We start from the raw sequence: 20507 nt of genomic DNA on the forward strand, positions 1-20507 counted from the left end.
CGCCCGAACCGCCGCCCAGGCCTGCCTCACCGACGCCGCTCCAGGCAGGCCTCGAACCGCTCGGCCCACGCCAGGCCCCGTGCCAGGACGCCCGGACACACGATGCCCGCGACCTCCACGCCCGGCAGCCACCACGGCGCGACCCGCACCACCGACCGCACGAACGGCAGCGTGACCACCTCGGCCGCCTCGGGGGCACTCAGGGCAGGCAGGAACCGGTACGCGCGGGTCGGGGCGATCATCGGCGTGCGCACCAGCGGCAGGTACACCGACGCGCCCCGCACCCCCGGCCACTCCGCGACCGCCGCCTGCACCCACAGGTCGAACGCCGCCTTGCTGCCCTGGTACGCCCCCCAGCGCGGCGCACCCACGTGCCGCGCGGATACGCTCGACACGTTCACCACCACGCTCCCCGCCACCAGCGCCGGGCGCAGCGCCAGCAGCAGGCGGGCCGGACCCGTCACGTTCACCGCCAGCAGCCGCTCCAGATCCGCCCTCGGCGCGCCGTCCAGCGCCCGCCGCCGCACCGACCGCCCCGCGTTGCTCACCACGCCCGCCAGGACCGGTGCCGCCTTCAGCACCTCGCGGGCCGCTCCATCCACCGACGCCGGGTCGCTCAGGTCCGCCGGGATCACCACCGCCCGGCCCCCCGCCGCCCCGACCCGAGCAGCCACCTCGCGCAGTCGCTCCTCGCGCCGCGCCAGCAGCAACACCGTCGCCCCCGCCGCACCCAGCCGCAGCGCCGTCGCCTCGCCCACCCCGGACGACGCGCCCGTGACCAGCACCGCCCGCCCCGCCACCGCCGCCCTCAGGGCACTCAGGTCACGGCAGGCAGGCGGGGACAGCAGGGCGCGGCGCACGGGCGCATCGTCCCACACGCCGCCCCGACGTGGCGCGCAAAGTGACCGTTCCGGTCAGGTCAACCGGTCCCGGCGGTCAGTTCACGGTGCCCTGGGCACTCGGGTACGAGCCGATGATCTTCGCGTAGCTGGCCTTGCGCAGCACCCCGGCGAGGGCCTGGGCGACCTTCGGATCGCGCGCGTCGCCCTCGATGTCCACGTACATCAGGTAACTCCAGGCGCGGTCGCGGCGGGGGCGGCTCTCGATGCGCGAGAGGTTCAGGCCGCGCAGTTCGTTCAGCGTCTCGACCAGGAACCCCGGCGTGTGGCGCACAGCGAACACGAGGCTGGTCTTGTGCGGCGCGTCCGACGGGGCGGGTTCGTGCCGCGCGAGGATCATGAAGCGCGTGTAATTGAACGGTTCGTCCTCGATGTTCCGCTGGAGGATGTTCAGGCCATACAGCTGCGCGGCGCGTTCGCTGGCGATCGCGGCGAGGTCCCGTTCGCCGCTCTGCGCGAGGTTCTTCGCGCTCCCCGCCGTGTCGTGCGCGGCGACCGGCTGCCAGCCGTGCTTGCGGATCAGGTCCGTGCACTGGTCGAGCGCGGGCTGCTGGCTGGCGACCCGGCGGATGTCGCCGAGGTCCACGCCGGGGAGCGCCATCAGGCAGTGCGATACCCGCACGACGACCTCGCCGACCACGTGCAGGTCGGTTTCGCTGAGGAGGTCGATGCTCTGGTGGATGGCGCCCATCAGGCTGTTCTCGACCGGCAGCACGCCGTACTCGGCCTCGCCGGTCTCGACGGCGCGGGCGACCTCGTGGAAGGTCGGGTACCCGCGCGTCTCGGCCATGCCGGGCACGGCGTTCAGCGCGGCGATCTCCCCGTACGAACCGGGATTCCCCTGAAACGCCACCACCCCGGAGGTGAGAACGGGCACGGCAGCGGTCGCGGGGACTGGGTCACTCATGCCCTGAACGCTACCGTACCGCGTCCCAGCCCACGGCCGCCGGACTTAGACGTGCGTACAGTGGAGGGCGTGACCCTGCAACCTGACCCGATCCTCGACCTGGACGCCGCCGCCCTGGCCGCCGCCACCCGCCGGGGCGACCTGACGTGCAGCGAGGTGACCCGCACGTACCTCAGTCGCCTGCGTGACCTGAATGGCAGCCTGCACGCCGTGATCACCGTGAACCCGGCCGCGCAGGCCGACGCGGACCGCCTGGACGCCGTCAGCGCCGACCGGCGCGGCCCGCTGCACGGCGTGCCCATGCTCATCAAGGACAACATCGACGTGGCGGGCCTGCCCACCACCGCCGGAAGCGCCCTGCTCGCCGGGCACGTCCCCGACACCGACGCGCCCCTGGTGACCCGGCTGCGCAACGCCGGGGCCGTCATCCTGGGCAAGGCGAACATGACCGAATGGGCGAACTTCATGACGCTCGCCATGCCGAACGGGTACTCCAGCGCGGGCGGGCAGACCGTGAACCCCTGGGGGGACGGCCTGGACACCGGCGGCAGCAGCAGCGGCAGCGGCGTGGCGGTCGCCGCGCGCCTGTGTGCCGCCTCGATCGGCACCGAGACGAGCGGCAGCATCGTCAGCCCCGCCCACCAGAACGGCGTGATCGGCGTGAAACCCACCCTGGGCCTCGTCCCCCGCACCGGCATCGTGCCCATCAGCCACAGCCAGGACACCGCCGGACCCATCACCCGCAGCGTCCGTGACGCCGCGATGATCCTGGCCGTCATCGCCGGGCCGGACGACCGGGACGAAGCCACCCGCCGCCTCCCCGTGCCCGACCTGACCGTGTGGCCCGACGTGCTGCGCGGCGCGCACCTGGGCGTCATCCGCGACGAGAGCGCCGTCACGCCCGCCGAGGCCGCCGCCCTCGACCACCTGACGGCCACGCTGCTCGACGCGGGCGCGACCCTGCACGACGTCGCCTTCCCCAGCCGCGCCGACCTGAACGCCCACGGCTGGAGCCTCGAGGTGCTGGAGCACGAATTCAAGGGTGACCTGAACGCCTACCTGCGCACGGTCACGACCGGCCCGCGCAGCCTCCAGGCGGTCATCGACGCGAACGACGCCGACCCGGAACGCCTGCTGCGTTTCGGGCAGACGCTACTGCACGCCTCGCAGAGCACCCGCGGCGACGCGACCGAACCCGCCTACCTCCAGGCCCGCGAACGCGACCTGCGACTGACCCGCACGCGCGGCTTCGACCCGCTATTCGCGCAGGGCCTCGACCTGATCATCTTCCCCGGCATCCACGGCTACGGCCTGGCCGCGAAGGCCGGGTACCCCAGCCTCGCCCTGCCGGTCACGCCCGCCGGCGCGGCCACCCCGAACGGCGCGCTGCTCGTCGCGCCCGCCGGGAGTGAGGGCCGCCTGCTGTCCCTGGCCGCCGAACTGAACCGCCTGCTGGGCGGCGTGCGCTTCCCGGAGCTGTAAGCGAGCAGGGAGGGGCGACCCTGGTCAATCTGGCCGCCCCTCCCTGCTGCCGTTACTTCTGCACGTCGATGTGAATCACGCCGTCCTGCAGCCGCGCGATCTCCGCCAGCGGCTGGTCCTCACGGTGGCGCATGTTGCTCAGGCTGCTGCCCTCGGGCGCGCGCGCCACGGCGTCCCCGATGCGGATCTGCGTGCTGGCGATGGGCCGCGCCCACACGATCGCGTCCGCGTGCCCGCCCAGCCCCGCGTGCGCCACGCCCCGCAGCGCGCCCACCACGATCACGTCCCCGCCCGCCAGGATCTCCGCGCCGGGGTTCACGTCGCCCAGCACGATCACGCTGCCCGGGAATTCCCGGTGGTACCCGGCGCGCAGCGTGTGCGTGAGGATCTCCGTGCGGGCGGGCAGCGGCGCCGGTCGGGGCGCGCTGTCAGCGGGGGAAGGCGTGGGGACGCTCACGCGCGGCGCCCGCACCCGCCCCGGCGTGCCCCCCGCGGCGCGGATGGCGTGCAGGGCCGCCTCAACCGCCTCGGGGTCGGCGTCGCCCTGCAACTCGAGGGTCACGGCGCTCGCCAGCAGCTCCGTGCGGACACTCAGGGCGTCCTGCACGCTGCTGCCAGTATCGCCGGGTTCGATCAGGAGGTTCAGGCCGCCCAGGGTGCCGCGCAACTTCATGAGCTGCACTCTAGCGTGACACTCATGGACGCACGCAGGTGTCGCCCACCCCGGGCGGGGATGGTGTAAGATGCGACTCATGCTTTGCAAGGAGACTTCCTTTGGTGCAGCTTGATTCCGGCGCGGTCGTGGAGGGCCGCGTGACGCGCGTGACCGACTTCGGCGCGTTCATCCAGTTCGAGAACGGCGAGACGGGCCTCGTGCACATCTCGCAGATCGCGCACTCCTTCGTGCGGAACATTCATGACCACGTCCGCGAGGGCGAGAACGTGGAAGTGAAGGTTCTGGGCCGGGACGAACGCGGTCGCCTCGACCTCTCCATCAAGGAGCTCCTCGAGGAACCCGAGGAAGTGCCCCGTCCCCGCGCGATCGGCCGTCAGAGCCCGCAGTTCGAGGCAAAACTCCGCTCGTTCATGCGCGACGCCAAGGAACGCACCCACGGTGGTGGGGGCGGCGGTGGCGGCGGCGCGGCGAAAAAGCCCGCCGGCGGCAAGCGCAAGCGCTGACCTGCATCCAGACCAGACGGCACCCGGATTCCAAGTCCGGGTGCCTTTCTGCTGCCCGCAACGGGGGTGCAGCGAACACACCTGGACTGATCAGACCGGGCGTCTCCACCGGGCCTCATACGGATTCCGTCTGTTTCGTTGACAGGCCGGAACATCACCGGGTGGTCAACTCCACGCCCGGAAGCCGCTTCTCTCCTGCTCGCATCCGCTCGGATTGAACGGTTATCCCACACCGTTCAATCCGAGTCCGTTTCAGTTCAGCCCGTCGAAGCCCAGCCCGTCGAACAGGCCGCTCAGCGGGTAGTTTGTCAGGGCGGTGCGGGTGCCGCCGATGCTGAAGCCCTCGGTGCCCAGCATGCGGCGTTCCATCGCGTCGCGTTCCTCGGGCGTCATGCGGCCCAGGAGGCTCTGCTCGCCGGTCTGCGTGCCGTGCGCCATCAGCGCGGCTTTCTTGTTCGCGGCGTACGCGCTGACGTCCAGCTGCACGGCCAGCGTGTTCGCCGCCACGCCGTACACGAGGGGATCGAGGTCCTGTCCCATGCGGGCCAGTCCCTGCGCGGCGTCGGTGGACAGCGCGGTGTAGTACAGCCGCTGCGGCCCGCCGTACGGGAGGTGACCGGTGCTGAAGAACGCCGCGACGGTCGCGCGGTGCATCTGGAGGTGATCGACGTGCCCGTACCCGCCGTGCGGGTCGAAGGTGACGATCACCTGCGGCTGCACGTCCTCGATCAGCGCGCGCAACTTCACCTCGACGTCCAGCGGGTTGACGTTCATCAGGGCCTTCGGGTCGTCGTGGCGGGTGCGCTCGTAGCGGCCCGAGTCGTGGTAATCCAGGAACACGGGGGGACCGATCTCCAGCGCCTCGCACGCATCGCGGAGTTCCTGCTCACGCTGCGCGCCCAGGTCGTCCACGGTCATGCCGGGCACCGTGATCTTCCCGGCCTCGCCGCGCGTGGCGCAGGCCAGCACGACGCGCACGCCCTGCCGGGCGTAATGGGTGAGGGTGCCGCCCACGCTGAACGCTTCATCGTCAGGGTGGGCAAAGACGGCCAGGAGGGTCGGGGTGCTCATGGTGGCCCACTCTACGCCCCGCGCGCCCGCGCACCGTGGCGGCCGTCGCGAAGCGGCAACCTCTGACCTCCGGGACGCGTACCCGGTGCATGACCTTCTGGCGCGCGGCCCTGTACCTCCTGATCGGTCAGCCCCTGCCCGGCGCAGAACCGGCGGCGCAGGAGCGGGTGGCGCGCCGCCGGGAGCGACTGGCCCGGGTGCGTCCGGCCACGCTGTGGTCGCTGCTCGTCACGGCGCTGCGCGAGATCACGCTGGCGCTGTTGGGTCAGCCCTCGCCCTCCGCGGCCCGCAGGCGCAGGCCGCGCCGGTAGAAGTCCCAGCAGGCGTCCGGCCAAGTGTTCAGGATCAAGCGGCGGTTGGCGGCGTCGGCGGCGTGCAGCGCGTCGCCCAGCGCGCGGTAGAAGCGGCTGCCCTGCTCCTGCATGGCGCGCGCCGTCCAGTACACCTCGCTGGCGTGGAGTTCCTGCGTCTGCTCGGGCGTGATCATCGGCCCCCATGGTACGGGGTGCCTGACGCGGCTTCCGTTTGTTTCGTTGACAACCCGGTACACTACCGGGTGGCCAACTCCACCGGAGGCCGTATGACGCGTGGCCGCCGCTGCGTCTGCTACGCTTCCGGGCATATGGCACGCGTGGCGGCGATCACTTCAGAGAAGGGCGGCGTGGGCAAGAGCACCCTGGCGGTGCATCTGGCGGGCGCGGCGCACGCGCAGGGCCACAACGTCCTGCTGGTGGATGAGGACGGCCGGGTGGGCAGCAGCCTCCGCTGGGCGCAGCGGGCCGGGGCGCTGCCCTTCCCGGTGGTCGCGGCGGACGACGTGAAACCGAAGAAACTCGCGGCCTTCGACCTCGTGCTGATCGACACCGAGGGCCGTCCGCGCCGCAAGGACCTGCGCCAGCTGGCCGAGCGGGCCGACCTGATCCTGGTGCCCAGCGGCGTGAGTCCGCTGGAGGTGGACGCCACGCGCGAACTGCTGGACTTTCTGACGGAGGAGGGCGCGGCGCGGCAGTCCCGCGTGATCCTGACGCGGGTGCCCCCCGTGGGTCACGCCGCCGAGGTGCTGCGCGAGGACCTGCGTGAGGGGGGCGTGACGGTGTGCAACACGCTGGTGCGGTCGTACCTCGCCTACCAGCGCGCGGCGGAACTGGGCGTGCTGGCCCGCGACGTGCGCGACCCGCGCGCCCTGGCCGCCTGGGCGGACATCGAGACCCTGTCGCGCGAGTTGTGGTGACCGTGGGCCGCTTCGATTACCTGGACAGGAACGGCAAGGGTGGCAAGAAGGGCGGGGCGCGCAAGAGTGCCCCTGCCCCGGACGAGTCCCGCGTGGGTGGCACGGAGCGGCTGGAGGCGGTGTATCTGCGCAAGGAGACCGTGCGGGCCGTGTGGCGGCAGGTCCGCGCGGACGGCGGCGAGAGCGTCAGCGAACTGGTCGAGGACCTGCTGCTGGCGTGGCTGCGGGAGCGGCAGCGCCCTTGACGCTCACCCTGCCGACGTGGTGGCCGCGCGTGCTGGGGCTGCTGCTGAGCCTGTGGGTGACGCTGCCGGGCGTGGTGCGCCCCACCGAGCCGGGTTTCCTGGGGAACGTGAACCTGATCTTCCACGAGGCCGGGCACGTCCTGCTCATGTGGGCGGGGGAGGTCGTGATGCTGCTGGGCGGGAGCGTGTTTCAGCTGCTCGTGCCCGCCGCATGCATCGGGGTGTTCCTGGCGCGCGGCGAGCGCTTCGCGGCGGGACTGGTGACGCTGTGGCTGGCGCATTCGCTGGCGGGGGTGTCGGCGTATGTCGCGGACGCGCCGCTGCGGAATCTGCCGCTGATCACGGGTGATCCGGACACGCACGACTGGTGGCAGCTGCTGACCATCTGGAACGCGCTGGGGTGGGCGCCGGGCCTGGGGCGCTTCCTGCACGCGCTGGCGCTGGGCGCGGTGGTCGTGGGCGTGTTCGTGGCCCTGTGGGACGACCTGAAGGAAAAAGAGTGACCGCTGGCGTGGTGGGCCGCTTCGCGCCCAGTCCCACCGGGGCGATGCACCTGGGCAATGCCCGCACGGCGCTGCTGGCGTGGCTGCACTCCCGCACGCAGGGGGGGCGGCACCTCCTGCGCTTCGAGGATCTGGACACCGGGCGGGTGCGCGCCTGGGCGTACGACGTGACCCGCGCCGATCTGGCGTGGCTGGGTCTCGACTGGGACGAGGAGGTCATCCAGTCGCAGCGGCTGGACCTGTACCGCGCGGCCGCCGCGCGCCTGGACACCTACCCCTGCACCTGCACCCGCAGGGAGGTGCAGGCGGCCATTCAGGACAGCGCGGGCGCCCCGCACGGCGCGGAACCGGTGTACCCCGGCACCTGCCGCGCGGGCAGCCTGCACCCGGAGCGTCCATCTGCCGTGCGATGGCGCGTGCCGGACGAGGTGGTCTGCGCCCGCGATGGGTGGCGCGGCGAGACGCTCTGCCAGCACCTCCGGGCCGAGGTGGGCGACCTCGTGCTGCAGCGCAACGACGGGGTGTTCGCGTATCACCTCGCGGTGGTGGTGGACGATGCAGAGGCGGGCGTCACGGACGTCCTGCGTGGCGAGGACCTCTGGACCGCCACGCCCCGGCAGGTGGCGCTCCAGCGGGCGCTGGGACTGCCCACGCCCCGCTACTGGCACGTGCCGCTCATGCTGGATTTCCGGGGGGAACGGCTGGCGAAGCGCGGCGGCGCGCCGCCCGTGCAGGCGCTCCGGGAGGCCGGGGACCCGCCGGGCCGGGTGCTGTCGGAACTGGCCCGCAGTCTGGGCTGGTCGGTGCCGGATGAGGTGAGCGCGGCCGACCTCCTGCCCCTGTGGCGGCTTGAGATCGGGCGAGCTGAACTTGGTGCCTGGCCCCACAAACTTAGATGACTTGTCTAAGTTTGCCTAACGCCCGTTCGACACGGCAGTCCTACCCTGTCAGCATGTCTCTCCAGCTCCCCACCTACCCCCAGCCGGACGAACGGGGCCGCTTCGGCCGCTTCGGCGGACGGTACGTGCCCGAAACGCTCATCCCCGCCCTGGACGAACTCCAGGCCGCCTACACCGAGGCCCGGAATGACCCCGCCTTCCTGAACGAACTCGAGCGCCTCCTGAAGGACTTCGTGGGTCGCCCCAGCGGCCTGTACCTCGCCCAGGGACTCACCGAGCACGCGGGCGGCGCGAAGATCTACCTCAAACGCGAGGACCAGAACTACACTGGCGCGCACAAGATCAACAACTGCCTCGCGCAGGCCCTGCTCGCCAAGCGCATGGGCAAACAGCGCGTCATCGCCGAGACCGGCGCCGGGCAGCACGGCGTGGCCAGTGCCACCGCCGCCGCCCTGCTGGGCCTGGAGTGCATCGTGTACATGGGCGCCGAGGACATCCGCCGTCAGGCGCTGAACGTGTTCCGCATGAAACTCCTGGGCGCCGAGGTCCGCGAGGTCACCTCCGGCACGAGCACCCTGAAGGACGCCACGAATGAGGCCATCCGCGACTGGGTCACGAACGTCCGCGACACCTTCTACATCCTCGGCAGCGTCGTCGGGCCGCACCCGTACCCCGCGATGGTCCGCGACTTCCAGTCCATCATCGGCGAGGAGGTCAAGGTGCAGCACCAGGCCCTGGAGGGCCGCGCGGTGCCGGACGCGATCGTCGCGTGCGTGGGTGGCGGCAGCAACGCCATCGGCATCTTCGCGCCCTTCGCGTACCTGCCCGAACACGAGCGGCCCCTCTTGATCGGCACCGAGGCCGCCGGTGAGGGCGTCGAGTCCGGCAAGCACGCCGCGAGCGTCGCCGGGGGCCGCATCGGCGTGCTGCACGGCGCGATGATGTATCTCCTGAACGACGACGAGGGCCAGATCGTCCCCCCGCACTCCATCAGCGCGGGCCTGGACTACCCCGGCATCGGCCCCGAGCACTGCCTGTACTCCGAGACCGGCGTGGCGCAGTACGTGCCCGTCACCGACGCGCAGGCGCTGGACGCCCTGCAACTCCTGACCCGCCTGGAGGGCATCATCCCCGCGCTGGAGACCGCGCACGCCATCCACGCCGCCGTGAACCTGGCCCGCACCCTGCGCCCCGACCAGACGGTCGTCGTGAACCTGTCCGGCCGCGGCGACAAGGACGTGGCCGAGGTGATGCGCCTGCTCGACCTGGGCCGCGAGCAGACCGCAACGCCCGCCGCGCCCCGCACCCCGGAGGTGCACGCATGACCGCCACCCTGACCCCCACCACCCCGGGCGCCGCGCGCCTGCACGCCGCCTTCGCCCGCGCCAAGCAGGAGGGCCGCGCCGCGTTCATCCCGTTCATGACCGCCGGGTACCCCACCGCGCAGGCGTTCCCCGCCGTCGCGGACGCCCTGCTCGGGCAGGCGGACATCCTCGAGGTCGGCATTCCCTACAGCGACCCCCTGGGCGACGGACCCACCATCCAGCGCGCCAGCGAGCAGGCCCTCGCGGGCGGCACGAGCACCCGCCACACCCTCGCGCTGGTCAGGGAACTCCGCTCGCGGCACGACACGCCCATCGTGATCATGACGTACGTGAACCCCATCTACGCCGTCGGCCCGCGTGAGTTCATGCGGCTGGCGCAGGAGGCCGGGGTGGACGGGCTGATCCTCCCCGACCTGCCGCCCGACCAGGACCTGGAGATCGCGGATCTGGCCGCCGAGCACGGCATGGCCGTGACGTTCCTGATCGCGCCCACCAGCACCCCGGCCCGCGTGAAACTCGTCGCGGAGGCCTGCACCGGCTTCCTGTACGCCGTGAGTGTGACCGGTGTGACCGGCACCCGCGAGGGCAGCGCCCTGAACGAGGTGCCCGCCATGCTGGCCCTGGCCCGCCAGTACGCCCGCGTGCCCGTCGCCGTCGGCTTCGGCGTGAAGGACGCCGAGAGCGCTGCGCAGGTCGCTCAGGTCGCCGACGGCGTCGTGGTGGGGAGCGCATTCATCAACGCCGTGAAGGCCGGGCAGGACGTCGCCGCACTTGCCGCGAGCATCCGCGCAGGCTGCACGCAGACCTGATTGCCCTTTCTGACGCCGTCCCGGTGGGTCAGGTCTGGCCGGGTCCACTGGAGACGGGCGGGCGGGTGTCATCTTCACCGCCGGGACTGCCGCGCAGCTGCGGCCAGCGGCGCGCCATCAGGATGTACAGACCCGCCACCCACGCGACACTGGCGGTGAAGCCCGCCAGGACGTCCGACGGGTAGTGCACCCCCAGGTAATTGCGGCTGACCCCGATCGCCAGGGCCCACAGCAGCCCGAACACCGCGACCGGCCACCCGGCCCGTGACCGCCAGAACGCCAGCGTGAGCGCGAACCCGAACGCGGCGTTCGCCATGGCGTGCCCGCTGGGAAAGCTGAAACCCGGTTCGGTCAGGACGGCCATCAGTTCGTCCGGGCGGGGACGCTGGAACACGATCTTCGCCACGACGTTGAGCAGGGTCGCGCCGGCCACGCTGCTGACCAGGAACCACCCGTGCGCCCGGCCGCTGGCGCGGCCCATCAGCCACGCGATGGCCAGCGTCACGAACGGCAGGATGGTCACGCCGCCCAGCAGCGCCAGCAGTTCCGCGAAGCGCGTCAGTTCCGGCGTGCGGCGCTGCGCGTACCAGTTCAGCACCGCCTGATCCCACGCGAAGCCGCCCTCGCGGAACACCTCGTGCGTCAGGTGCGTGAACAGCACGAAGGGCACCATGACGCCCAGCAGCAGCAGCAGCAGGGATCGCCAGTGCGACCTTACGAACGGGACGAATTCACGCCGGGACCGGGGAAACATCCTGTCATTACAGCCCGCCGGGACGTGCGGGCGCACCGGGGGGCGCTTGCGCCTTGCTTAACGCTCCTGCGCCCTTTGGCGTAGTCATTCCTGCGCCACCCGGTGCATGTGCGCGCACCCGCCCGGGGCGCACCATAAGAGGCAGAAGGTCCGCGCCCAAACGGGCCGCCACGGGGGCGGCGGCGCGACCTCGGGAGTCTAAATGCAACACGAATTCGGTCAGCTTCACGCGCAGGATCTCCTGCTCGAGGCGCAGCACGCCCGCCTCGTCCGGCAGGCGCAGGCCGCCCAGCGGCAGTCCCGCAAGCCCGGCGCCCTGCGCGCTCTCCTGCACCGCCTGCGGCTCGCGTGACCCGCCGCCCTTCGCTCAAAGCGCCGCTCCCTTCCCAGTGAAGAGGAGCGGCGCTCTTTTCGCTCAGGCGCTCAGGCGATGGGGGCCGAGCGCGCCTCGCGCTCGGCCAGGAATTCTTTCACGCTCTGCGCGGCGCGCATGGTCATGCCGGGCACCGCCGCGATCTGCTCGACCGGGGCGCTCGCCAGATCCTCCAGGCTCGTGAAGTGCTCCAGCAGCGCGTCGCGCCGTTTCTGCCCGATGCCCGGCAGGTCGTCGAACACGCTGCGCAGCATGGATTCCCCGCGCAGCTTGCGGTGGTACGTCACGGCGTAGTTGTGCACCTCGTCACGCACGCCGATCAGCATCCGCAGCGCCGGGTGCGTGTGCGGCAGCAGCAGTGCGCGGTCCACGCCGACCTCCGTGCCGGACTCCAGCCACCACTGCGCCCCGTAACGCCCGGGGAGAATCAGGCGTTCCTCGCGCTTGGCGAGGCCCACGACCGGGATGTGCAGGTTCGCCTCTTTCAGGGCGTCCAGCGCGGCGTTCACCTGCCCGCGCCCCCCGTCGATCAGCAGCAGGTCCGGGAGGGGCAGCTTGTCGCTGAGGCTGCCGGTGAAGCGCCGCGTGATCGTCTGCCGCATGCTCGTGTAGTCGTCCGGGTGGTCCAGGCCGCGCACCTTGAACCGCCGGTGCTCCCCGCGCCGCGAGCGGCCCCCCTCGAACACCACCATCCCGGACACGATGTTCGTGCCGAACAGGTTGCTGTTGTCGTAGCCCTCGATCCGCCAGGGCCGGTCCGGGAGGGCCAGCACCTCGCGCAGTGCGTCCAGGCCCGGGTGGTCGCCCCGGCGTTCCAGCAGCGCCATCTCGGACTCCAGGCCGTTCTGCGCGTTGCGCTGCGCCATATCGATCAGGTCCACCTTGTCCCCGCGTTTGGGGGTGCGCATCTCGACCTTCCGCCCAGCCCGCTCCGACAGGAAGTCGCTCCAGGTGGGGGCGTCCTCGAAGTCGGCGGGCAGCAGGATCAGCGGCGGGACGTGGGTGGCCTGCGTGTAGTAGTCCTGCACGAACGCCTCGACGATCTCGCCCAGCGGGGCGTCCTCCGTGCCGGTCAGGAACCGTTTGTCGCGCCCGACGACGCGCCCGCCGCGCATGCGGAACAGCTGCACCATCGCGTACTCCCCGGCCTGCGCGGCTCCCAGGAAGTCCAGGTCCGTCTCCTCGCTGACGAAGGCGTGCTGCTCGGTCCCGAACAGCTTCTCGACGGCCTGCACGCGGTCGCGGACGCGGGCGGCCTGCTCGAAATCCTGTCCCTTTGCGGCGACCTTCATGTCCTCGCGCAGCCGGGCGATGACCGGCGCGGCGCGGCCTTCCAGCAGACTGGTCACGTCGTCCACCACCCGCGCGTACTCGCCCGGGTCGGCGCGGTCCACGCAGGGGCCCAGGCAGCGGCCCATGTGGAAGTTCAGGCACGGGCGCGGCTTGTGCTGCATGGGCAGCCCACTGTTCTTCCGGAGGGGGAACATCGTGTCGATCAGGTTCTTCACGCGCCGCACCGCCGACGAGTCCGGGTACGGTCCGTAGTAGCGCCCGCCGTCCTTGAGCACACGCCGCGTGACGACCAGCATGGGGAAGGCCTCGTTCGTCAGCTTCAGGAACGGGTAGTGCTTGTCGTCTTTCAGGGTGACGTTGTAGTGCGGCCGGTGCTGCTTGATGAGGTTCGCTTCGAGCACCAGCGCCTCGACCTCGTTGCGGGCGGTGATGAACTCCAGCGTGTCGGCCAGGGCGGTGAACTTCCCGCTCTTGCCGCCCGCCTTGAAATGCTGGTTCACGCGGGACCGGAGGTTCTTGGCCTTCCCGATGTAGATGGGTGTCCCGCCCTTGCGGAAGATGTACACGCCGGGTGTGGTGGGCAGCACGGGCAGGTCGTCGGAATGCACGTCCCGCAGCATAGTGGAGGGACTGGGACGTTTCCGTGACGGGAGGTCCCAATGGTACCCCCTCAATTCAAAGGAAGAGAGAATTCACATCCTGGCAAAATCGTGAATCTATTCACTAATTGGAAGTAGGCTGGATGCGTGACCTGAACGTGAATGTGTACGGGGCAGCAGTAAAGGTCAGGGCCGACTCAGCCTCACCGCACCCAGAATCTCGACCGGAACCTCCGCCATGAGCTGATTCTGGGACTGTCTGGCATCGCGCTCTGAGCGCTGAGGCGCGTGAACCGGGCAATTCGGTTGCCGAACGGGCATCCGTCAACGCCAACCAGCGCAATGCGGTCCCCTGGAGTGGTGATGAGGACTGTGCCGTCAGCGTGCTGCTGGGAACGCTGACCTCCACGCAGACCCGGTCACAGACGCGACTGCGTGTGGGACAGGGCGACTGCGGCGGCAAGGGCAACAGTCACGCCGGTCAGGAGAGGAAGCCTCGGCCGTCTCAGCGGGACCTCGTCTGCGGCGCAGCTCTTGACCTGATCGGCCCCTCGCCGGCCCGGCACTGTTGGTCGGCCTTCCATAAGGTTCCTGACAGGTTGGGGCTGCCGCTGAGCGTCTATCCTGCGTGGCGTGTCCACCGAGTCCTTCACGCATGACGGCGCGCACCTGGGCGTGCGGCGTACCGGGACGGGCCCGCCGGTCGTGCTCGTGCACGGCCTGAGCGGTTCGTCCCGTTGGTGGCGTTTCAATGTGCCCGCGCTGAAGCAGGCGCACGCGGTGTACAGCCTGGATCTCAGCGGCTACGGCCGCTCGTGGGGGCGGCCCTCGCGGAGCGTGCGGGACGCCGCCGACCTAATCTGCGCGTGGCTGGACGCGCAGGACCTGCACAATGTCACGCTGGTCGGGCACTCCATGGGCGGGCAGATCAGTCTGCATGTCGCGGCGCAGCGCCCGGACCGGGTGCGGAACCTCGTGCTCGTGTGCGCCAGCGGCCTGCTCCGGGCGAACGCTGCGCGGACGGCGCTGCACCTGCCGCGCGCTGCGTGGATGGGTGAACGTCGCTTCATCGGCCGGATCGTCTTCGACGGGCTGCGGGCCGGACCACTGAACCTGTGGCGTAATGCCACGGATCTCCTGCGGGACAGCGTGCAGGATGTCCTGCCGTTCGTGCACGCCCGGACACTGATCGTGTGGGGTGAACAGGACATCCTGGTGCCACTCGCGCTGGGGCGACTGCTCCATGAGGCGCTTCCCGGCTCCCGTTTCGAGGTGATTCCCCGCGCGGGGCACGTGGCGATGGTGGACCGCCCGGCAGTGTTCAATGCCATTCTGCTGGACTTCCTGAATGGGGAAGAGGCCGGGACTCCCTCTTGAGTGGACAGCCGACGTACCTGACGGTCAATGGCCTGCGGACCCACGCCTGGAAACGCGGGCGGGGCGCGCCGCTGGTGATCGTGCCGGGTCTCGGGTGCGCGTCGTGGATGTACGCGCGGCTGGCGCGGGAGTTGGGGCGGGAGCGCACGGTGTTCGTGTACGACCCGCCGGGTCACGGGGACAGCCAGGGCCGACCGGACTTCCCGGTGTGCATCGAGCATCTGACCGATCACCTGTCGGCGTGGCTGCGCGCGGCGGGGCTGGTGGGCTCGCCGGTGTTCGGTCACTCGCTGGGGGGTGAGGTGATGTTCGATCTCGCTGCTCGGTATCCGCAGCTGGCCCCGGCCTTGATCGCGTGCGCGCCGACAGGCATTCCGGAGAACCCCAGCGTGCGGCTGCAACTGCTGCGTCTGGTGCGGGATCTGCCGCGTGAACGGCTGGGGCTGCTGTTGCCGGGGCTGCGGGCGTACCGGCAGTGCGGGGCGCGGCGGATGCTGCTGCTCGCGCGGGATCAGGAGGCGCACATGACCGGGCCGCTCCTGCCGCGCGTGAAGGTCCCGACGCTCCTAATTGATGGAGAGAGTGATCCGGTGATCCAGACGTGGACGGTCGAGCGGATCTGCGCGGACATCCCGGAGGCGGTGGCGCGGCAGATCCCCGGCGCGCCGCACGGTCTGACGGACACGCACCCGCGAGCGGTGGCGCAGCTGACGCTGGAATTCCTGCGACAGGCGGGTTGTTAGGCGGAATGCGGTTCCGGTATGACAGTGCAGTAGCAGCAGGGTGAACATTGCGACATCACGCCAGAGAACCGACTTTTCACGAATTAGATTGATCGTGAATAGTTTCACTTAATGGCTTGAGGAAAAAGGGGAGGGTGACCTCCCCAATTCATCTCAGTCCTCGGAATTCGCCACGCTCAGGCCGACGTCGGCCAGCTGACCCGGCTCAACGGGGGAGGGCGCCAGGGCCATCAGGTCCACGCCGCGGTTGTTCTTCGGGAAGGCGATGACCTCGCGGATGCTGGTCGCGCCGCTCATGACCATGATCAGACGGTCAAAGCCCCACGCGATGCCACCGTGCGGGGGCGTGCCGTACTCGAGGGCGTCCATGAAGAACCCGAACTTCTCGCGGGCCTGTTCGGCGCTGAAGCCGATCGCCTGGAACATCTTCGCCTGCACGGCGGGGTCGTGGATGCGGATGCTGCCGCCGCCGACCTCGAAGCCGTTCAGGATGAGGTCGTATGCCTGGGCGCGGATTTCACCCTGGCGGTCGGTGCCGAAGAGGTCCAGGTCGTCGGGGTGGGGGGCGGTGAAGGGGTGGTGCATGTACGTCCAGGTGCTGCTCTCGTCGTCGAATTCCAGCTGGGGGAACTCCGTGACCCAGGAGACGTGGAACTGCGGCCCGGCGGCGGCGAGGTTGAACAGGTCCCGCAGCGCGAGGCGCACGGCACCCAGGGCGCCGACCGCTTTCTTCCACTCGCCGGCGGTGAACAGCAGGGTGCCGCCCTGCGCGACGCCGGTGCGGGCGATCAGTTCGGCGGCCTGAGCGGTGACGAACTTGCTGATGCCGCCGGTGAAGCCGTCGCCGTCACGTTTGAGCCACGCGAGCCCGCCGGCGCCGTTCTGCTTGGCGATGCGTTCGAGTTCGTCGATCTGCTTGCGGGTCAGTTCGGGCGCCGCGATCACCTTGACGGCCTGTGCGGCGGCGAAGGCCTTGAATTCTCCGCCCTGGAACAGGTCGGTGACGTCCGTGAACTTCAGGTCGAAGCGCAGGTCCGGCTTGTCCGAGCCGTAGAGGTTCATGGCGTCCATGTACGCCATGCGCGGGAAGGGTACGGCCAGGTCGACGCCCATCGTCTCGCGGAACACGTGGGCCATCAGGCCCTCCTGGGTGCTCAGGACGTCGTCGAGTTCCACGAAGCTCATCTCCATGTCGAGCTGCGTGAAGTCCGGCTGCCGGTCGGCGCGCAGGTCCTCGTCGCGGAAGCAGCGGGCCAGCTGGTAGTAGCGGTCGTACCCGGCGACCATCAGCATCTGCTTGAACAGCTGCGGGCTCTGCGGCAGCGCGTAGAACTCGCCGGGGTTCTGACGGCTGGGCACCAGGAAGTCACGGGCGCCCTCGGGCGTGGACTTCGTGAGCATGGGGGTCTCGACCTGCACGAAGCCCTCGCGGTCGAGGTACTCGGTGATGGCGGCGACGGCCTTGCTGCGCAGCACGAGGTTGCGTTGCATCTCCGGGCGGCGCAGGTCGAGGTACCGGAACTTCAGGCGGATGTCCTCGGCAACGCTGTCGCCCTTCTCCAGTTCGAAGGGCGTGGTTTTCGCAGTATTCAGCACCTTCACGCGTGTAGCGATGACCTCGTAGTCCGCGAGGCCACCCTTGCGCTGGCTGTCGGGGCGGGTCTGGTACGTGCCCTCGATCTCCGCGACGTACTCGGCGCGCAGGCGGTCCGCGTCCGCGAAGGCGGCGGAGTCCGGTTCGACCTGCACCTGCACCAGCCCGCTGCGGTCGCGCAGTTCCAGGAAGATCAGGCCGCCCAGATCGCGGCGGCGGTTCACCCAGCCCTGCAGGGTGACGGTCTGCCCGGCGTGCGCGGGCGTGAGGTGGCCGATCATGGCGGTGCGTTTCATGCGTGCTCCTGAAGGAAGGTGGCGAGGTCGGCGGCGGCGAGGCTGCGCTGCTCACCGGTCCTGATGTTCTTGAGGCTGAGGGTGCCCTGCGCGACCTCGTCGGTCCCGAGGAGGGCCACCCAGTGCGCGCCGCGCCGCTCGGCGTCGCGGAAGGCCGCGGCGGGTTTCATCGCGCGGTAGGCGAACTCCGCGCGGGCGTGCGCGCGGGCTCTCATGGCGGTGCGCGCGGCGTGCGGGACGTTCACCTCGTCCAGCGCGGCGACGTACAGCAGCGGCCCGGCGATCTCCGGGAGGGCCATCCCCTCGGCCTCCAGCGCCAGCAGCAGCCGCTCTACGCCGAACGCCCAGCCGATGCCGGGAATAGGCTCCTTGCTGCCGAGTTCCTGCGCCAGCCCGTCGTAGCGGCCCCCGCCGCCCAGCGCGGATTTCGCGCCGACGCCCTCGTGGTGCAGTTCCCAGGCGGTGCGGCGGTAGTAGTCCAGGCCTCGCACGATGCTGGGGTCGATGTCGTAGTCCACGCCCCACTCGGTCAGGTAGGCCTGCACGGCGCGGAAGTGCGCGCCCGCCTCCTCACCCAGGAAGTCCAGCATGGGCTTCACGCCGAGTTCCGCGAGCAGCTCCTGATCCGAGGCGCTCTTGCTGTCGAGGATGCGCATGGGGTTGCGGGTCAGGCGGTCCTTCGAGTCGTCCGACAGGCGCTCCAGCTGCGGCGTGAACAGCTCCCGCAGGTACGTGTTGTAGCGCTCGCGGTCCTCCGGGTCGCCGATGCTGCCCAGCTTCACGCGCACTCCCGTCAGGCCCAGTTCACGCACCACGCCCACCATCAGCGCGATCGCCTCGGCGTCCACCAGCGCGTCCGTGCTGCCCAGCACCTCGTAATCCACCTGATGGAACTGCCGCAGGCGCCCGCGCTGCTGCCGCTCGGCGCGGAACATCGGCCCGTGCGTCCACAATTTCAGCGGCGCGGGCAGCTGCTTGAGCCCATTCTGCAGGTACGCGCGCACGATGGCTGCCGTCCCCTCGGGCCGCAGGATGTACCCGCCGTGATCCCCGAAGTAATACACGGTGAACATCTCCTTGCGGACGATGTCCGTGCTGCCCCCCACGCCACGCTTCACGAGGTCCGCCTCCTCGAACAGGGGCGTGTCGATGCGCTGCGCGCCCGCGCGTTCCAGAACGCGCCTTGCCTTCTCCACCAGCCAGCCGTGCGCCTGCGCCGAAACGTCAAGCGTGAGTTTCGGACTCAGGGCCGGGAGGTGATCTTCTGTGCCCTTGGGGCGGTTGATCGCCATAACCCGAGCAGCATAGCGCCTGCACGGCAAAACCCCCCTGTGCCGGACGGTGGGCACGCCCCGCCCTGGCCCCAGAACAGGGGAGAGGGCGGCCCCCGGACTCCCGGACGCCGCCCCCCACCCTTCACGCTCTGGTTACTGCCTGGTTACTGCTTGACGCTGAACGGCAACCCCGTGGAGCGCATCGCGCCGACCTCCACGAACAGCCAGCTTCCGCCCACCGGCGCGTCACTGGGCACGGTCAGCACGATCTGGCTGTCCGTCCACGACTGCACCGCCGCGGCCGGGAACACGTAGCCTCCCTCGCCCTGCTCGTTGGCGCCCAGGCGCACCTTGCCGGTGCTGGGCCCACCCAGGTACCGGCCCTGAATCGTCAGGGTGCCGCCGCGCGCGGCGCCCTCGGACGCCTTGATCAGCACCGGCGTGACCGTCACCATCCGGGACGCGCCCTGCTGGGCAGGCGCGCAGGCCACCAGCCCCCCAGCAATCAGTAAAGAAGCAACAAAGAAACGCAGCATGTCCTTTCCTCCGTGCAGGCAGTCTAATACATGAGATGACAGGCAACGTCCCCACCCCCAGCGGCCCCCGCACCGGCACCCGCGTCCTTGTGGTGTTCAATCCCAAAAGCGGCAGCGGTGACAGTGAACTGCCGCAGTTCATCCAGCTGCTCCGTGAAGACGGCATGGACGTCGTGGAACGCGAACTCCAGAACGACACCCCCATGCGCGACTACGTCACGGACCTCGACCAGTTCACGTACCTCGTCGGGGCCGGCGGGGACGGCACCGTCAGCAGCCTCGCGTACGCCGCGCAGTACAAGAACGTCCCCATGCTGGCCTTCCCGGCCGGCACCGCCAACCTCATTGCGCAGAACCTCGACCTGCCGCAGGACGCCGCCGGACTGGCCGCCATCATCCGCGACGGCCACAGCCTGCGCGTCGACATGGGCGAGATTGAGGTGCAGGGCGAGAAGAGCGGCTTCTGCATGCTCGCCGGCGCGGGCGCCGACGCCAGCATGATCCGCGACAGCGAGGAACTCAAGGACCGCTTCGGCGCCATGGCGTACGTCATGAGCGCCATGAAACAACTGAACCCCAAGAAGACCACCTTCCACCTGAAGATCGACGGGCAACCCCGGGAATTCGAGGGGATCGGGGTCATGATCGCCAACTTCGGCATGGCCAACTACCGCCTGCCCATCACCAGCGACATCAGCCCCAGCGACGGCCGTTTCACCGTCATTCTGATGAAAGCCGGGAACATCATGCGGCTCCTCCCGAATCTGATCGACTCCGTGCGCGCCAAACTGAACCTCGGGGACCCCATGTTCAGCGGCAACCTCGAAACCATCGAGGCCCGCACCGTCGAGGTCGACGCCGACGAACCCTTCCCGCTGCAATACGACGGCGAACTGCACGTCGAGACCACACCCTTCCAGGCCCGCATCCTGCCCGGCGCGATCCGCTTCCTCACCGCCGCCAAGCGCGACGACCTCGAAACCTGAACGTGGCCCTCACCACGGCCGCCCGGCGCACCTGCCCGGGCGGTCATTTGATACGCACCCAAAAAGAGCGTCCAGGACGCAACAAAACACACAAGCTCACAGGAAGGCCAGGAAGGGGCCAGCAAACCCGGC

General features: G+C 70.2%; 23 protein-coding genes. 13 read left to right on the plus strand and 10 right to left on the minus strand.

Annotation, left to right across the window (positions count from 1 at the left end; genetic code table 11):
* Positions 1-26: 26 nt before the first annotated feature.
* Together SY84_RS00830 and SY84_RS00835 are read right to left on the minus strand one after the other, a co-directional pair.
* Entirely contained in the window at positions 27-860 is an 834-nt protein-coding gene (locus tag SY84_RS00830) for an SDR family NAD(P)-dependent oxidoreductase (protein WP_046842402.1), read from the minus strand.
* Positions 861-936: 76 nt separating this feature from the next.
* On the minus strand, positions 937-1806 hold the full coding sequence (locus SY84_RS00835) for a prephenate dehydratase (RefSeq protein ID WP_046842403.1): 870 nt from the start codon (positions 1804-1806) through the stop codon (positions 937-939).
* A gap of 69 nt (positions 1807-1875) precedes the next feature.
* On the opposite strand from SY84_RS00835, the gene SY84_RS00840 reads away from it, so the two are divergent.
* The gene (locus SY84_RS00840; RefSeq protein ID WP_046842404.1) at positions 1876-3288 is read left to right on the plus strand and encodes an amidase family protein; all 1413 of its coding nucleotides are present in this window, start codon (positions 1876-1878) and stop codon (positions 3286-3288) included.
* Positions 3289-3340: 52 nt separating this feature from the next.
* On the opposite strand, the gene SY84_RS00845 is transcribed toward SY84_RS00840, so the two are convergent.
* Positions 3341-3961: a septum site-determining protein MinC gene (locus tag SY84_RS00845; protein ID WP_046842405.1), complete on the minus strand. Its 621-nt coding sequence runs from the start codon at positions 3959-3961 to the stop codon at positions 3341-3343.
* A 101-nt stretch (positions 3962-4062) separates the two neighbouring features.
* Between SY84_RS00845 and SY84_RS00850 the strand changes: the two genes are divergently transcribed.
* A complete protein-coding gene (locus SY84_RS00850) occupies positions 4063-4467 on the plus strand; it encodes a S1 RNA-binding domain-containing protein (protein WP_046842406.1) in 405 nt (134 codons plus the stop codon).
* Positions 4468-4719: 252 nt separating this feature from the next.
* On the opposite strand, the gene SY84_RS00855 is transcribed toward SY84_RS00850, so the two are convergent.
* Entirely contained in the window at positions 4720-5538 is an 819-nt protein-coding gene (locus SY84_RS00855; RefSeq protein ID WP_046842407.1) for a PIG-L deacetylase family protein, read from the minus strand.
* Between the two features lie 89 nt (positions 5539-5627).
* Here SY84_RS00855 and SY84_RS00860 point away from each other — a divergent pair, with 89 nt between their 5' ends.
* Entirely contained in the window at positions 5628-5849 is a 222-nt protein-coding gene (locus SY84_RS00860; protein ID WP_046842408.1) for a hypothetical protein, read from the plus strand.
* Here the strand turns inward: SY84_RS00860 and SY84_RS00865 are convergent.
* The gene (locus SY84_RS00865; protein ID WP_046842409.1) at positions 5804-6025 is read right to left on the minus strand and encodes a hypothetical protein; all 222 of its coding nucleotides are present in this window, start codon (positions 6023-6025) and stop codon (positions 5804-5806) included. The two genes, SY84_RS00860 and SY84_RS00865, sit on opposite strands and share 46 nt — an antisense overlap.
* 135 nt (positions 6026-6160) lie before the next feature.
* On the opposite strand from SY84_RS00865, the gene SY84_RS00870 reads away from it, so the two are divergent.
* Genes SY84_RS00870 through trpA form a run of 6 tightly spaced genes read left to right on the plus strand, consistent with a single transcriptional unit; the run spans position 6161 to position 10550 of the window.
* The gene (locus SY84_RS00870; RefSeq protein ID WP_046844824.1) at positions 6161-6769 is read left to right on the plus strand and encodes a ParA family protein; all 609 of its coding nucleotides are present in this window, start codon (positions 6161-6163) and stop codon (positions 6767-6769) included.
* Entirely contained in the window at positions 6766-7014 is a 249-nt protein-coding gene (locus tag SY84_RS00875; RefSeq protein WP_245621370.1) for a hypothetical protein, read from the plus strand. The genes SY84_RS00870 and SY84_RS00875 overlap by 4 nt, the downstream gene beginning before the upstream one ends.
* Entirely contained in the window at positions 7011-7517 is a 507-nt protein-coding gene (locus tag SY84_RS15695; protein WP_157882836.1) for a hypothetical protein, read from the plus strand. Before SY84_RS00875 ends, SY84_RS15695 begins: the two co-directional genes overlap by 4 nt.
* Before the next feature lie 44 nt (positions 7518-7561).
* Positions 7562-8416: a tRNA glutamyl-Q(34) synthetase GluQRS gene (gluQRS, locus tag SY84_RS00885; RefSeq protein ID WP_046844827.1), complete on the plus strand. Its 855-nt coding sequence runs from the start codon at positions 7562-7564 to the stop codon at positions 8414-8416.
* 53 nt (positions 8417-8469) lie between these two features.
* Complete coding sequence (gene trpB, locus SY84_RS00890) at positions 8470-9741, plus strand: tryptophan synthase subunit beta (protein WP_046842410.1); 1272 nt, start codon at positions 8470-8472, stop codon at positions 9739-9741.
* Positions 9738-10550 carry a tryptophan synthase subunit alpha gene (gene trpA, locus SY84_RS00895; protein WP_046842411.1) on the plus strand — a complete coding sequence of 271 codons (813 nt, stop codon included), beginning with the start codon at positions 9738-9740 and terminating at the stop codon, positions 10548-10550. Before trpB ends, trpA begins: the two co-directional genes overlap by 4 nt.
* Before the next feature lie 28 nt (positions 10551-10578).
* Here the strand turns inward: trpA and SY84_RS00900 are convergent, their stop codons facing one another.
* Positions 10579-11304 (minus strand): phosphatase PAP2 family protein, encoded by a 726-nt coding sequence (locus SY84_RS00900; protein ID WP_046842412.1) that lies wholly within the window; start codon positions 11302-11304, stop codon positions 10579-10581.
* 202 nt (positions 11305-11506) lie between these two features.
* On the opposite strand from SY84_RS00900, the gene SY84_RS16355 reads away from it, so the two are divergent.
* Entirely contained in the window at positions 11507-11656 is a 150-nt protein-coding gene (locus tag SY84_RS16355) for a hypothetical protein (protein ID WP_157882837.1), read from the plus strand.
* 71 nt (positions 11657-11727) lie between these two features.
* Here SY84_RS16355 and uvrC read toward each other — a convergent pair whose 3' ends face one another.
* Complete coding sequence (uvrC, locus tag SY84_RS00905) at positions 11728-13578, minus strand: excinuclease ABC subunit UvrC (protein ID WP_046842413.1); 1851 nt, start codon at positions 13576-13578, stop codon at positions 11728-11730.
* A gap of 624 nt (positions 13579-14202) precedes the next feature.
* On the opposite strand from uvrC, the gene SY84_RS00910 reads away from it, so the two are divergent.
* Both SY84_RS00910 and SY84_RS00915 read left to right on the plus strand, forming a co-directional pair.
* On the plus strand, positions 14203-14946 hold the full coding sequence (locus SY84_RS00910; RefSeq protein WP_046842414.1) for an alpha/beta fold hydrolase: 744 nt from the start codon (positions 14203-14205) through the stop codon (positions 14944-14946).
* Entirely contained in the window at positions 14943-15689 is a 747-nt protein-coding gene (locus SY84_RS00915) for an alpha/beta fold hydrolase (protein ID WP_046842415.1), read from the plus strand. The genes SY84_RS00910 and SY84_RS00915 overlap by 4 nt, the downstream gene beginning before the upstream one ends.
* 153 nt (positions 15690-15842) lie before the next feature.
* Here the strand turns inward: SY84_RS00915 and aspS are convergent, their stop codons facing one another.
* The 3 genes from aspS to SY84_RS00930 form a co-directional block, all read right to left on the minus strand.
* On the minus strand, positions 15843-17579 hold the full coding sequence (gene aspS / locus SY84_RS00920) for an aspartate--tRNA ligase (RefSeq protein ID WP_046842416.1): 1737 nt from the start codon (positions 17577-17579) through the stop codon (positions 15843-15845).
* Positions 17576-18871, minus strand: coding sequence for a histidine--tRNA ligase (gene hisS, locus SY84_RS00925; protein WP_046842417.1), 1296 nt, complete (start codon positions 18869-18871; stop codon positions 17576-17578). Before hisS ends, aspS begins: the two co-directional genes overlap by 4 nt.
* A gap of 146 nt (positions 18872-19017) precedes the next feature.
* Positions 19018-19389: an IPT/TIG domain-containing protein gene (locus SY84_RS00930; RefSeq protein WP_046842418.1), complete on the minus strand. Its 372-nt coding sequence runs from the start codon at positions 19387-19389 to the stop codon at positions 19018-19020.
* Between the two features lie 35 nt (positions 19390-19424).
* Between SY84_RS00930 and SY84_RS00935 the strand changes: the two genes are divergently transcribed.
* On the plus strand, positions 19425-20375 hold the full coding sequence (locus tag SY84_RS00935) for a diacylglycerol/lipid kinase family protein (protein WP_046842419.1): 951 nt from the start codon (positions 19425-19427) through the stop codon (positions 20373-20375).
* Positions 20376-20507: the final 132 nt, after the last annotated feature.

This window comes from Deinococcus soli (ex Cha et al. 2016) (assembly GCF_001007995.1).
Lineage (GTDB): Bacteria > Deinococcota > Deinococci > Deinococcales > Deinococcaceae > Deinococcus > Deinococcus soli.